10 protein-coding genes and 1 tRNA gene are annotated in these 13,284 nt (G+C 43.5%); 9 read left to right on the forward strand and 2 right to left on the reverse strand.

From position 1 onward, the window contains the following. The 7 genes from ACN0VI_RS07770 (at window position 1) to ACN0VI_RS07800 (ending at window position 6,088) form a co-directional block, all read left to right on the forward strand. On the forward strand, window positions 1-867 hold the full coding sequence (locus tag ACN0VI_RS07770; protein WP_417446340.1) for an MBL fold metallo-hydrolase: 867 nt from the start codon (window positions 1-3) through the stop codon (window positions 865-867). A 285-nt stretch (window positions 868-1,152) separates the two neighbouring features. Then, entirely contained in the window at window positions 1,153-2,019 is an 867-nt protein-coding gene (locus ACN0VI_RS07775) for an alpha/beta hydrolase (protein ID WP_331890450.1), read from the forward strand. A 136-nt stretch (window positions 2,020-2,155) separates the two neighbouring features. After that, window positions 2,156-3,814 (forward strand): long-chain-fatty-acid--CoA ligase FadD, encoded by a 1,659-nt coding sequence (gene fadD, locus ACN0VI_RS07780; protein WP_417446341.1) that lies wholly within the window; start codon window positions 2,156-2,158, stop codon window positions 3,812-3,814. A 57-nt stretch (window positions 3,815-3,871) separates the two neighbouring features. Then, window positions 3,872-5,026 (forward strand): ribonuclease D, encoded by a 1,155-nt coding sequence (locus ACN0VI_RS07785; RefSeq protein WP_417446342.1) that lies wholly within the window; start codon window positions 3,872-3,874, stop codon window positions 5,024-5,026. A gap of 96 nt (window positions 5,027-5,122) precedes the next feature. Next, a complete protein-coding gene (locus ACN0VI_RS07790; RefSeq protein WP_417446343.1) occupies window positions 5,123-5,389 on the forward strand; it encodes a YcgL domain-containing protein in 267 nt (88 codons plus the stop codon). Between the two features lie 2 nt (window positions 5,390-5,391). Continuing rightward, the gene (locus ACN0VI_RS07795) at window positions 5,392-5,844 is read left to right on the forward strand and encodes a YcgN family cysteine cluster protein (RefSeq protein WP_417446344.1); all 453 of its coding nucleotides are present in this window, start codon (window positions 5,392-5,394) and stop codon (window positions 5,842-5,844) included. Window positions 5,845-6,011: 167 nt separating this feature from the next. Beyond that, window positions 6,012-6,088 (forward strand) — tRNA-Asp (locus ACN0VI_RS07800). Between the two features lie 115 nt (window positions 6,089-6,203). Here ACN0VI_RS07800 and ACN0VI_RS07805 read toward each other — a convergent pair. After that, entirely contained in the window at window positions 6,204-6,677 is a 474-nt protein-coding gene (locus tag ACN0VI_RS07805; RefSeq protein ID WP_417446345.1) for a nuclear transport factor 2 family protein, read from the reverse strand. Between the two features lie 174 nt (window positions 6,678-6,851). Continuing rightward, the gene (gene sppA / locus ACN0VI_RS07810; protein WP_417446346.1) at window positions 6,852-8,729 is read right to left on the reverse strand and encodes a signal peptide peptidase SppA; all 1,878 of its coding nucleotides are present in this window, start codon (window positions 8,727-8,729) and stop codon (window positions 6,852-6,854) included. A 237-nt stretch (window positions 8,730-8,966) separates the two neighbouring features. On the opposite strand from sppA, the gene ACN0VI_RS07815 reads away from it, so the two are divergent. Together ACN0VI_RS07815 and ACN0VI_RS07820 are read left to right on the forward strand one after the other, a co-directional pair. Next, entirely contained in the window at window positions 8,967-10,988 is a 2,022-nt protein-coding gene (locus tag ACN0VI_RS07815) for an FAD-dependent oxidoreductase (RefSeq protein WP_417446347.1), read from the forward strand. 362 nt (window positions 10,989-11,350) lie between these two features. After that, complete coding sequence (locus ACN0VI_RS07820; protein WP_417446348.1) at window positions 11,351-13,240, forward strand: putative bifunctional diguanylate cyclase/phosphodiesterase; 1,890 nt, start codon at window positions 11,351-11,353, stop codon at window positions 13,238-13,240. Window positions 13,241-13,284: the final 44 nt, after the last annotated feature.

The following is a 13,284-nucleotide window of genomic DNA, read 5'->3' on the forward strand; positions in this document are numbered from 1 at the left end:
ATGACAAAACAGTTTTACTCGATACTTGGAAACTCACAGAAACTGGATGGTGGTGCCATGTTTGGCAATGCCCCGAAAGCTTTATGGCAACGCTGGGTTGAGGTGGATGAGCAGAATCGAATTGACCTGGTGTGTCGTGCTTTATTGGTTAAAGACGGCGGCAAAAACATTTTATTTGAAACTGGCATCGGAGCGTTCTTTGAGCCTAAGTTTAAAGATCGCTATGGGGTACAGGAAGATGAGCATGTGCTGTTGCAATCACTCGAAGCTGCCGGTGTTAGTCATGAGGATATCGACATACTAGTGCTGTCTCACTTGCACTTTGATCATGCCGGCGGCTTACTCAGCAAATGGCAGGAAGGCAAAGAGCCCGAACTGTTGTTTCCGAATGCTGAATTTATTATTGGCAAAGAAGCCTGGCAGCGAGCTAATAATCCACACCCACGTGATAAAGCTTCTTTTATCCCAGGTCTTACCGACTTAATTGAGCAAACTGGTCGTCTGCATCTGATTGAAGGAGAGCGCAGTGATTTGCTGGGCGATGATTATCGATTCTTTTTATCGAATGGCCATACCCCCGGGATGCTGCTGACTGAAATCACAACAGAGCAGGGGCCAGTTGTATTTGCGGCTGACTTAATCCCTGGAGTGCCATGGGTTCATCTGCCAATTACAATGGGTTATGACCGTTTCCCGGAGAATTTGATTGAGGAAAAGAAGCTCTTGTTAGACCGTTTGATTGAAGAAAATGGCCATCTGTACTTTACTCATGACCCAGAAACCTGCCTTGGTACGGTCACCAAAGACGAAAAAGGGCGCTTTACCACCCAGGATAATTTAAAGCAACTTGTTAATAGAGCAATGTAACTTCTTGTTTCATAAATTAGTGGCTTTATTTTAGAGAGAATGCATGAAAAAAAGCTGCTTAATTGGAACTTTATGCATGACAACTGTTCAAAATATATACGGAAAGCAATGAAGCAATCCCAGCTTAATGCGAAATTGCTGAATTGTTTTCTGGTTGTCATTGTCACTTCTCTTTTAATGAGTAATTATTTCCTCATATGGGCCATGTAAATGGCCCTTTTTTTATGCGCTATGTTATTCTTCAATAGTTATATTGATTGAAACAAATGATTGAGACATAAGACTATGCACGTCAAATTTGACCAGGAATACCACTTCCAAATACACCATAATAAAGTTGCTGTCTTAGAGTGGGGCGATCCCAAAGCCGAACCCATTCTCTGCTTGCATGGTTGGCTCGATAACGCGGCTACATTTCACTATCTTGCTCCTTTGTTGGCTGATAAATACCGTCTGATTGCCATAGAGTTTCCCGGGCATGGTCAGTCTGAGCATTTGTCGGAAGATGCTGACTATCAGTTTGTTTCGGGTATTTCGATTATTGATGGTGCGTTGGATGTCCTGCATATCGACCAATGCCATATATTAGGACACTCTATGGGCGCTGCTTTAGCCATGATTTACGCCGGAGCTGTGCCCAGCCGTGTTAAAAGTCTGGTTTCCATCGATGCGTTAGGGCCTTTTATATCCACACCTGAGCAAACCATTGAACAGTTGGCGCAAGCTATTGATCAGCGTAAAGCTAAACGCAGCCAGAAACGCTATTTCAACTCGATTGAAGAAGCGGCGAATGCGCGGGCACAAGTGAGCGAACTAAGTGCAGAGACTTTGTTACCTTTAATTGAACGTGGTGTGACCTTGTGTGACCGTGGCTATCAGTGGTCTAGTGACGCACGCCTCAAGAATGCTTCATGGATACGTATGACTGAACCACAGCTCGAAGCTTTAATGAATAATGTGGCTGCTGAAGTATTGTTTATTCGTGGTAAGCAGGGGATGTTACAGGAGAAGCCAGCAATCGAGAAAAGGCTGTCCTATCTGCCACAGTCTGAATGGATCGACCTTGAAGGCGGCCATCATTTACATATGCAGTATCCTGAGCCGGTAGCTGAATCTGTTTTGAAGTTCTGGGCAAAATTTAATCAGAGTTAGATGGAAAGTAAACCCGTTAACGGAAAAGCACGCTCAAAATACGAGAACAGGGTGTTAAAAGTTGCCTTATTCACCACAATCGGTTACTTTTCTAGCCCCTAAAATTTATTAATCATAGCTATAAACAGGAAGCTACATGGAAAAAATCTGGTTAAAGCATTACCCAAAAGAAGTTCAGCAAACAATTGATCCTGAACAGTATTCCAGCCTGATGGCCATTTTCGATGAAAGTGTCGAAAAGTTTGGTGATAGACCGGCCGTCACTAATTTGGGCATCACCTTAACCTACCGTGAGCTGGACCAGAAAGCTCGAGATTTTGCTTCCTACCTGCAAAATGAATTGGGTCTGCAAAAAGGCGATAAGCTTGCTTTGATGATGCCCAATTTATTGCAATATCCTGTGTGTCTGTTCGGTGCTTTTCGCGCAGGTCTTGCTGTGGTTAACGTTAATCCTCTATATACGCCGCGTGAGCTTGAGCATCAGCTAAATGACAGCGAAGCCAATGCTATCGTCATCCTGGCCAATTTTGGCGACACCTTACAGAGCGTAGTCGACAAGACCAGTTTAAAGCATATCATCGTCACTCAGGTGGGCGATATGTGTCCACAGCCTAAACGTTTTATCGTTAACTTTGTGGTTAAGTATATTAAAAAGATGGTGCCGAGTTTTAATCTCGAGCAGGCTCATAGCTTCGTTGATGCCATGACAAAAGGGGCGGCAAAAGAAGTCAAACCTGTAGAGTTGAGCGCTGAAGATACGGCGTTTTTGCAGTACACGGGCGGCACAACCGGTGTTTCAAAAGGCGCAGTGTTAACGCACCGCAATATGGTCGCCAACGTGTTGCAAACGCATGCCTGGATGGGGCCATTCCTTGATGAGGGCCAAGAAAGCATCATCACTGCTTTACCTCTTTATCACATTTTTTCTCTATGCGTTAACTGCTTATTGTTTACTAAAGCGGGTGGTCATAATATTTATATTACCAATCCGCGAGACATGAAGGATTTCTGTAAAACCCTGAGAAAGTATCCTTTTACCGCATTAACTGGGGTGAACACCTTGTTTAATGGTTTGCTCAACACGCCAGCATTTCGTGAGTTGGACTTCAGTAAATTGAAGCTGTCCGTTGGCGGCGGTATGGCAGTGCAAAAGTCAGTTGCCGAAAGATGGCAAGAGCTGACTAAAACTCCATTACTGGAAGGCTATGGCTTAACCGAAACATCGCCTGTTGTCAGCATGAATCCTCTCGATCTGGAATCCTATAACGGCACCATTGGTTTGCCGATTCCATCAACCGATGTAGAAGTTCGAGACGAAGAGGGCAACGAAGTTGAAATCGGTCAGCCTGGCGAACTTTGGGTTAAAGGCCCGCAGATTATGAAAGGTTATCTGAATCGTCCGCAAGAAACCGCAGAGGTTCTAAAAGAGGACGGCTGGTTAGCCACGGGCGATATGGCGACCATTGATGACAAAGGCTTTCTGCGCATTGTTGATCGCAAGAAAGACATGATTCTGGTGTCTGGCTTCAATGTCTATCCGAACGAAATTGAAGATGTCGTGGCATTGCATCCGGGTGTACTGGAGGTTGCTGCGATTGGTGAGCCGGACGAGGTCAAAGGCGAAGTGGTTAAAGTGGTTGTGGTTAAAAAGGACAGCACCTTAACCGAAGAGGATATTATCAAACACACTCGCGAGCATTTGACCGGATACAAGATCCCTAAAGCTGTTGAATTCAGAGATGAACTTCCTAAAAGCAATGTGGGCAAAATCCTTCGTAAAGAATTGCGTAAATAATTACGCAATTTACTCTTTATCCCATGACGCTCATTGACGAGCGTCAGGAGCATTAATTTGGCACGATTCCATTTAGAGCAACACCAAGACTCAGTTCATGTTGAGACTGTGTCTGATCCTGAGCGCTTACAAGAGCTTTGTCAGTCATGGTTGACTCTCAAAGAGCTAGCCGTCGATACCGAATTCGACAGAACCAATACCTATTTTCACCGACTAGCCCTGATTCAGATTTACGATGGCCAGGAAATTTACCTGATTGATCCTTTAGCCTGTAATGATTTATCGGCATTAACCGAGTTGTTTGCTTCATCGTCAGTGGTGAAAGCCCTGCATAGTTGTAGTGAAGATCTGGAAGCGCTTTATCACCAATATGGTTTTGAGTTTAATCAAGTTTTCGATACGCAAATTGCAGCGTCACTTGATGGTATTGGTCTCAGTGTTGGTTACGGAAACATTGTCGAGCAATTCTTAAGTATTGTACTGGATAAAGAACATACCAAAACCGATTGGCTGCAACGACCATTAAGTCAGGAACAAAAAGTGTATGCCGCACAGGACGTTCAATACTTGATGCCTGTGTATTATCGATTACGCGACAGCATGTTGGAAAAAGGCTTATTTGAGTGTGTGGTTGAAGATGTAAACAGCATTTTCGCAGCCATTATTCAAGCGGACGATTACGCTGAAGCTTACCTTAAAGTGAAAGGTGCTTTTCGTTTAAATCAATTCCAGCTCAACCGGTTGCAAAAATTGGCCCAATGGCGAGAAACATTAGCTCGTGATAACAATATACCTAAGACCTTTGTGTTTCGAGATCATCATCTGATTGAGGTTTGTCAGAAAGACAAAACGACTATTAGTGATCTGCTTTCTATGGGCTGCCATCGAGGCAGTATTCGTAAGTATGGCGCTGAAATGATTCGTCAGGTTGAGCTGGCAGATCAGGTCGACAAAGAGCAGTGGCCAGAGCCGTTACAGCCTTTTCATAAAATCCCCAAGAGCAAAGCCATGTTTAATGCCCTAAAAGCTGAGGTTGAAAAAGTGGCTAGCGAGAACAATATCCCGGCAGAGGCTTTATGTAATCGGCGGTTGATCGAGTATTATATTAAGATGACGTTGGGCTTTAAGGGGCGTCCTAATCGGTTCTGGAATAGCTGGCGTCAGCGTTTGCTTGCTGAGCCTTTTAAGCAAGCTATGCAAGAATTTATTTAGTCTCGGATTAGAATTTAAAGCTTTGAGCCTAGAGTTTACAGCCTCACCATTTATTGACTATGTGTTTCAACCTAAAGTTTTACGAGAAATCTCATTATGATGTGCAGTATTTATAAAAGTACCAAGAAACCAGATACCTACCTTTATGTTCCTTACCAGACAGAGTTCGAAGATTTGCCGGAAGGTTTAACCCAGGTCTGGGGCGAGCCTGAATTGGTAATGCATCTGGATTTGAATGAGCGCCAGAGCCTAGCGTTGTGTGATATAGCTGAAGTCAAAGCCAAGCTGGAAGAAGAGGGTTACTTTCTGCAAATGCCACCTAGTGAAGAAGAAATCGCGCAACTTATAGCTGGTAAAAAGTAACTATGAGCGCCGATAAATTTTGGCTCACCACAGCGTTAAAAGACATGACGCATGAGCAGTGGGAATCACTGTGCGACGGGTGCGCCAAATGCTGCTGTGTGCAGTTTATCGATGACGATGATGACCTCTTGATGCAAACTGATGTTTCTTGTCAATTGCTCGACACTAAAAGCTTAGCCTGCACCGATTACGAGCATCGAACCTCAAAAGTACCAGACTGCGTCCAGCTTACCGCTGACACCATTGAAGAATACTTCTGGTTGCCAGACACATGCGCTTATCGCCTGGTAGCAGAGGGCAAAGACCTTCCAGATTGGCATTATCTAATCTCAGGCGATAAACAGCTGGTGCATAAAAAAGGGCACAGCATTAAAGGCAAAGTCATCTCGGAAACAAAGCTTACGCCAGAAGAAGTTGAAGACCGAATCATCTCTTGGATCCCGCTATCCGACTGAAATCTAATCAATTTGCACAGCATTTAATCGGTTTTCATAAAAGTTAAATGTTTTTATAAAAAAGTTGTTGACCTACCCTAAGAACGACAGTAATATGCGCTCCGTCGACCGATGAGGTCACCAGCGAAACACCTGTTAAGAGACACAAGAAACTTAACAAATACTGCGGAGCGGTAGTTCAGCTGGTTAGAATACCGGCCTGTCACGCCGGGGGTCGCGGGTTCGAGTCCCGTCCGCTCCGCCACTATATCAAAAGCCTGCTTTCGAGCAGGCTTTTTTTTACCCAAATTTAACAGGGACGAGAAACAACGCGAGTGGCTCAGATTATACCGATTTATAACAATACCTGTTTTGTTTGGTTAAGTGCTCTCAGACTCTACCAACTGATGGTCATAACTCACCACTCGCTTAACCATCCAGCCATTATCTGTACGCTGCCAAATAATGATGAATTGAGATTTTTCCACCAAGTTATCATCCACATAGAAATTATGAATTCCAGTTTGTACCGCGCCATATTCGCGGAGTAGGTGTATTTCCGTTGAGACTAATTGACGAGTGACTGCAAAGGGCTTGGAGCATCTGTCATTGAATGCTCTCACTTCTTTTTCATACGAGGTATTAAGACCTGTTCTGTCATCATAAAACTCAAGGTCTTTACTCATAATCTTTTTCCAGACCTCCAGATTGCACTGGTTAAAGGCCACTGTAAAAAGTTGATTGTCCATGCTCTGTATTTCTTCATAAAGGGCTTCATTGCTTTCAGGCAGGTTATTTCCATAAGCGGGGGTAGATATAGAGCAAATTGCCAATAATGTTATTAAGGGCTTCATAGTATTCCTTGCTAGTTTTTATATTTTGTATTGTAAGTAACTCCACTTACGGAGTGTGTGAGTAATTGTAAGTAGAAGTTAGAAGCAGTCTTGGATAGATTTTTTGATATCATTAATAACAGGTATAAAAAAAGGCGCTATTTAATAGCGCCTTTTCTTTGCCAACCTTGTCGGTTATAGCTCAACACACATACAGTGTGCATAGACATGGTTTGGATCATTGAAGTTGTTAAAGAGGTTAACGATGCCTTTGGCACGTCCTAAAACGTGGCCAATAACATCAGTGTCGCTATCTTTAAGCTGCGCAATGACGGCATCAAGCTTGCCTTCTGCTTTGGCATTTTCAAGCAAGTTTCTGATGAAGATTTCTTCAGCGCTCAATTCACGTTCAATGAATTTCACTGCGTAGTCATCACCAATGTTAGCAAGTTTTGCTGCTGACTCAATAGCATCTTCCAGGTCACCTAATTGATCAACAAGGCCTAAGCGGTGTGCATCTTCGCCTGACCAAACTCGGCCCTGTGCGACTTGATCCACTTCCTCTTTAGTCATGTTACGACCTTCCGCGACTAGCGACAGGAAGCGGTCATAACCTCGCTCAATACTACGTTGAATGAGCTGAGCAATTTCAGGTGAAATACCATCCATGGGATCGAATGCTAATGTCCACTTAGTGGTTCCAACACCATCACGATAAACACCGAGTTTATTCAAAGGCTCTTCAAAAGTTGGAATCATACCGAAGATACCAATCGAACCGGTAATCGTAGTAGGGTGCGCCCATATTTCGTCAGAAGTTGCTGAAATCCAGTAACCGCCAGAGGCTGCTACACCACCCATCGAAGCAACAACAATCTTGCCTTCGTTCTGAGCGCGTTCAAGTTCGCTACGAATTACTTCCGAAGCGAAGGCGCTGCCTCCAGGGCTGTCAACACGCAATACAATCGCTTTAACTTTGTCATCAAGACGTGCTTTCTGGATTAGGCGAGCTGTGCTGTCACCACCAATAATACCTTCTTTACGACTACCGTCGACGATTTCACCTTTGGCAACAATTACAGCCACGGTATCTTTTTTGCTTGGAAGCTCAACTAATGGGCGAACGGACTTGAGGTAGTTTTTATGGTTGATGGCTTTATAAGAATCTTTCTTCTCATTAAGGCCGACCATATCAATCATGTATTGACGGAATTCACCGCGAGTCATTAATTTATCGACGAAACCTTCTTGTACAGCTAGTTCTCCGCTGTCGCCATTAACCGCTTCAAATTTGGCCAGATAGTCTTCGATAAAGGAATCAAACTCTGCCACGGACATATTGCGTGATGAAGCCAAATCATTCTTCATATGTGTCCACAAGTCGCCTAACCATTCCAGGTTAGCTTCTTTAGCAGCTTCCGACATGTCGTCACGAATGAATGGTTCTACAGCTGATTTGAAGGTTCCTACACGGAAAACATGAACTTTAACACCCAGGTTGTCTAGCGCAGACTTGAAGTAGGTACCGTTGCGGCCAAGTCCTTCAAACATCAACATACCAAATGGGTTCATATAAACTTCATCGGCAGAAGAGGCCAGGTAGTATTGACCTTGCATATAGTAGTCACCAACCGCGATAACCTTTTTACCACTTTCTTTAAAGTCGTCGATTGCTTCGCGCAGGTCCTGATATTTACTGATGCCGGCGTAAACACCTTGCAGCTGGTTGGTATTGATAACCATAACACTGATGCGGTCATCATTTTTTGCGTACTCAATCGCATCTAGCAAGTCATAAATTGAGGTTTCATTTGGAGCAGTACCTTGCGCTTCCTGCAGGGCTCGTGCAACGGGATCAAGATAAGTTTCTTGTTCAACGATAATGCCTTTTGGAGCAAGAATCAGCGCAGCGCCATCGTCGACCTTAGGTAGGTCTGGACCGCTGGTGCAGCTGCGAACAAATAAAATAAAAATCGTCAATGCGATAAGACCGATCATTAATCGGCCAGCTACATCGACTGTTTTCCATACACGGTAAAAGAATTTACCGATCATTGAGTTAGGTTGTGACACGTGAAAGTACCTTTTCTAGTTAAAATAGTTTTGCCTGGCGACATTCTATACAAATTGGTTGTTTTATGACTAGTGTTGAATTTGGCAAGCTTTTCTAAGCTGTTGTATTGTAAGGGTTTTCTTATTCTTTCATTTTGTAATCAAATATGTACTTTTCAGATTCTTACGGGGGATTGCCTTGATCTGGTTATACCAGTAGACTTGAGATTATCTTAAACCTGATCAAAAGACACCAACGTGACATATTCAAAACTACTCGAACCATTAGATTTAGGCTTTACCACATTGAAAAACCGCGTGTTGATGGGCTCGATGCATACTGGGCTTGAAGAAGAGAAGGGTGGTTTTGAAAAAATGGCTGCGTTTTATGCAGAACGTGCGCGCGGCGGAGTAGCCTTAATGGTGACTGGTGGCATCTCGCCAAATTTTCGCGGACGTCTGGCGCCACATTCTTCCCAGCTTAGTTTTGGCTGGCAGGTTAAGAGGCATAAAATGGTTACTGATGCAGTGCACGAAGCGGGTGGAAAAATTGCTCTGCAAATTCTTCACGCCGGACGATATGCCTATCATCCATTTTCTGCGTCAGCTTCAAAACTCAAAGCGCCGATTAGTCCTTTTACTCCTAAAGCGCTTTCCAGTCGTGGCATTAAGCAAACCATCAAACAATATGCCAACTGCGCACGTTTAGCCAAAAAAGCGGGCTACGACGGTGTTGAGATCATGGGTTCCGAAGGTTATCTCATTAATCAGTTTATTGTGAAACGTACCAATCATAGAACGGATGAGTGGGGTGGAGCCTACGAGAATCGGATTCGCTTTCCACTGGAAATTATAAAAGCGGTTAAAGAAGCTGTTGGTGATGACTTTATCGTCATCTACCGCTTATCCATGTTGGATCTGGTTGAGGGTGGCAGCTCCTGGGAAGAAGTTGTGCAACTGGCTAAGAAAGTGGAACAAGCTGGCGCTACTATTATCAACACTGGAATTGGCTGGCATGAAGCACGAATCCCTACTATTTCCACTTCAGTACCGCGTGCAGCCTTTACCTGGGTGACTAAAAAATTACGCAATGAAGTATCAGTACCGCTGATTACTTCCAACCGAATTAACATGCCACACGTCGCCGAAGAAATATTAAGCAATGGTGCTGCGGATATGGTTTCAATGGCACGTCCATTATTGGCCGATGCGGAATTTGTGGTTAAAGCCGAGCAAGATCGTGCTGATGAAATCAATACCTGTATTGCCTGTAATCAGGCCTGTCTGGATCATGTTTTCAAGAACAAGCGTGCTACCTGCTTAGTCAATCCCCGCGCCTGTTATGAAACAGAATTAGTCTCCCAACCCATTGCCAAGAAAAAGCGCATTGCGGTTGTGGGTGCTGGTCCAGCCGGCCTCGCTTTCGCAACTGAAGCGAGCAAACGCGGGCATGAAGTACATTTATTTGATAAGCGCGCAGAAATTGGTGGTCAGCTAAACATTGCTAAACAGATTCCAGGCAAAGAAGAATTTAACGAAACTCTGCGTTACTTTAAGAAGCAGTTGGAATTAACCAAGGTCAATTTGCATCTTGATACGGAGATATCTGCTGAAGATTTGCTTGGTCAATATGACGAGGTTGTTTTAGCTAGTGGTGTTGTGCCCAGAACGCCAGACATTCCGGGTATCGATCACTCGAAAGTGATGAATTACATTGATGTTTTGTGGCATAAAAAGCCGGTCGGCCAAAAAGTTGCTGTGATCGGTGCGGGAGGCATTGGCTTTGATGTTTCCGAGTTTTTAGTGCACGAAGGTGAGTCCCCAACCTTAAACCTGGATGAGTGGTTAAAAGAGTGGGGCATTGATGCTTTGTATCAATTACCTGGTGGCTTGTTGAAAAAACCGGAGTTCGATCCCGCTGCCCGCGAAGTGGTGATGCTACAACGTAAAGCCAGCAAGATGGGAAAAGGTTTGGGTAAAACTACAGGCTGGATCCACCGCGCCAGTTTGAAACACAAAAATGTGCGCATGGTTACCGGCGCTCAATACAAGCAGATTAATGATCAAGGATTAGTCATTGAATATGAAGATGGCAAGGAAGAATTGTTAGCCGTTGATCATGTGATCATTTGTGCCGGCCAATTGCCATTAAGAGCGATGCATGATGAACTGGCTGAAAAGGGTGTTCCTGTCCATCTGATTGGTGGCGCTGATGTTGCAGCGGAGCTGGATGCAAAGAGAGCCATTAGACAAGGTACCGAGCTGGCTTTTGACATCTAAGATTCATCCAATGCAAATCTGCATTGTAAAAATGTCTTTAAAATAGAGCTTTTAAAGATTTTCATTAAATTGACAATGCAAATATGAAGTGGTAGAAATAACTTATAGATGGAGTTTATTGGGATTATTTCTATGGCTTGGATGACGGAGTTATCGCCATTCTTTACTGGGCTTGCAATACTGCTTGCCTTAGTTTCTTTTGCTTTTAACTCTTGGTTGCATCGAAATCACTCAAAACAGGTGGCAAAGCCTAAGCGCATTCCTGTTTGTCAGAATCAAAAGTATGTTCAATCCTCGCCTTATTCTTGTAAAGAAAAGATTGAAGCAAGCCCTATCTGTAAACGATATTATCAGAGGTAGGCATGCATAAATTATTAGATCGTCAAATTCAGAATTACTTAAATGGTGATCATGAGCTTTTGCCAAAACGTTTTCTTAAGGCGATTGATGAAGCTTATAACAGAGCTGAAGAAGAACGTCTTTGGTATGAACGTTCTTTATCATTAAATTCTGGCGAGTCGCGTCAGCGCTTTAACCAGTTACAAAGCAAACTGAGTGAGCTTGAGGAAGTTAAGCGTGAACTTGAGCAAAGTATCCGTAAACTCAGAGTTACTATGGATGCGGGTTATGATGGTATTGTGCAAGTCAATTCCGACGGCATCCCGACGGCCTATAATGACACCGCACTGAAAATGCTCGACCTGTCAGCGAAGGAACTCCGGTCTTTAAACTACCGAAAAATCTGTCAACACCTCCTTAAGATTATCAAGAATCCAGAAGTTGTTATTAATCAGCTACGCAAGACGCTGATGAAACAAGAAGACAGCGATAATATTCTCATTGAGCACAATGACGGTCGTTTCTTTGAGTGTAAAGCCAAAGGCCTGGAGCTGGACGGGCAAACTCAAGGATTGGTGTGGACGATAAAAGACATCACTGATCTCAAATTTAAAGAACAAGAAGCGCGCTATCTTGCATATCATGATGAATTAACCAACTTGCCCAACCGAACATTATTCTTCGAGCGGTTAGAGCATGCGTTAGATTTAGCGAAGCGAAAAGAAGACTTGCTGGCAGTGATTTTTCTTGATTTGGATGAGTTTAAAACCGTTAACGATACCTTTGGCCATGCTCAAGGTGACTTATTGCTACAAAAGGTCACTAAAAGAATATTGGTTGCTTTACGCGAGCATGACACTTTTGCAAGACTAGGTGGCGACGAATTTGTCATTATGCTTGAGGATGTTGAGGATAGAGATGCAATTGTGAATGTCCTTGATAGAGTAAGACATGCACTAGACACTCCGATAACATTGGGTAGTAACCAAGTGTATATTACCCCTTCTTTAGGAGTGGCCATTTATCCAGATGATGGAGATGATGCTGAAGATCTGCTTAAGAAAGCCGACATGGCAATGTATAACTCAAAAAAGCATGGGAAAAATACCTATAGCTTTTATTCCAACCACCTAGAGCAGTATTCCATATATCGATTGTCAATGCGTACTGCCTTGCGTCGTGCGTTAAGAAAAAAAGAATTCTTCCTTGAGTATCAACCAAAATTCTCACTTTCAGATAAACGTATGAAGGGTGTTGAAGCATTGATACGCTGGAACAACAAAGAAACCTTCATGAGCCCCGATGAATTTCTCAGTGAGGCAGAATCTAATGGAATGATTATTCCAATCAATCAGTGGGTCATTGAACAAGTTTGCCGAGATATTGCTCGGTGGAAAGGAGATTGCAAAGTCTGTTGTCCTGTTAGTATCAATATTTCACCACGCTATTTCCAGCACGGCTGTCTGGTTGATGACTTAAAACATTACGTAAACCGATTTAAAATTGATGCCAGCTGCATTGAAATTGAAATCACCGAACAGGCTTTTATTGCCGATATTGAAAACGCTGTTAAGCGAATGCAAGAGCTCAACGATATTGGCGTTAAAATTTCGATTGATGACTTTGGTACTGGTTATTCTTCGTTTAACTACCTGATGAAGTTGCCGGTGCACCAGCTCAAAATTGACACTAGTTCTATTCGTTCCCTGGATGAGTCAGAAGTACAACATTCTTTAGTCGCAGAAATCATTAAAATTGCTCACCTGTTTGGACTGTCGGTAGTTGCCGAAGGGGTTGAGGATAAGCATATCGCTGATTTACTTATGTCTTATGATTGCGATCTTGCGCAAGGTTTTTTGCTCGGCTCACCCATCCCCGCTAATCAACTTTATGAGCAATTCCTCGCTGTATGAGCTTCTAGTTACTTACAAGTTCAACTAACAAGTGTACGCTGAAC

The organism is Kangiella sp. (assembly GCF_048265365.1).
Taxonomy (GTDB): domain Bacteria; phylum Pseudomonadota; class Gammaproteobacteria; order Enterobacterales; family Kangiellaceae; genus Kangiella.

Bases quoted from the DNA above. Each gene is read 5' to 3' on its own strand.
- ACN0VI_RS07770 (WP_417446340.1), top strand. From the start codon at position 1: ATGACAAAACAGTTTTACTCGATACTTGGAAACTCACAGAAACTGGAT.
- ACN0VI_RS07775 (WP_331890450.1), top strand. From the start codon at position 1,153: ATGCACGTCAAATTTGACCAGGAATACCACTTCCAAATACACCATAAT.
- fadD (WP_417446341.1), top strand. From the start codon at position 2,156: ATGGAAAAAATCTGGTTAAAGCATTACCCAAAAGAAGTTCAGCAAACA.
- ACN0VI_RS07790 (WP_417446343.1), top strand. From the start codon at position 5,123: ATGATGTGCAGTATTTATAAAAGTACCAAGAAACCAGATACCTACCTT.
- ACN0VI_RS07795 (WP_417446344.1), top strand. From the start codon at position 5,392: ATGAGCGCCGATAAATTTTGGCTCACCACAGCGTTAAAAGACATGACG.
- ACN0VI_RS07805 (WP_417446345.1), bottom strand. From the start codon at position 6,677: ATGAAGCCCTTAATAACATTATTGGCAATTTGCTCTATATCTACCCCC.
- ACN0VI_RS07820 (WP_417446348.1), top strand. From the start codon at position 11,351: ATGCATAAATTATTAGATCGTCAAATTCAGAATTACTTAAATGGTGAT.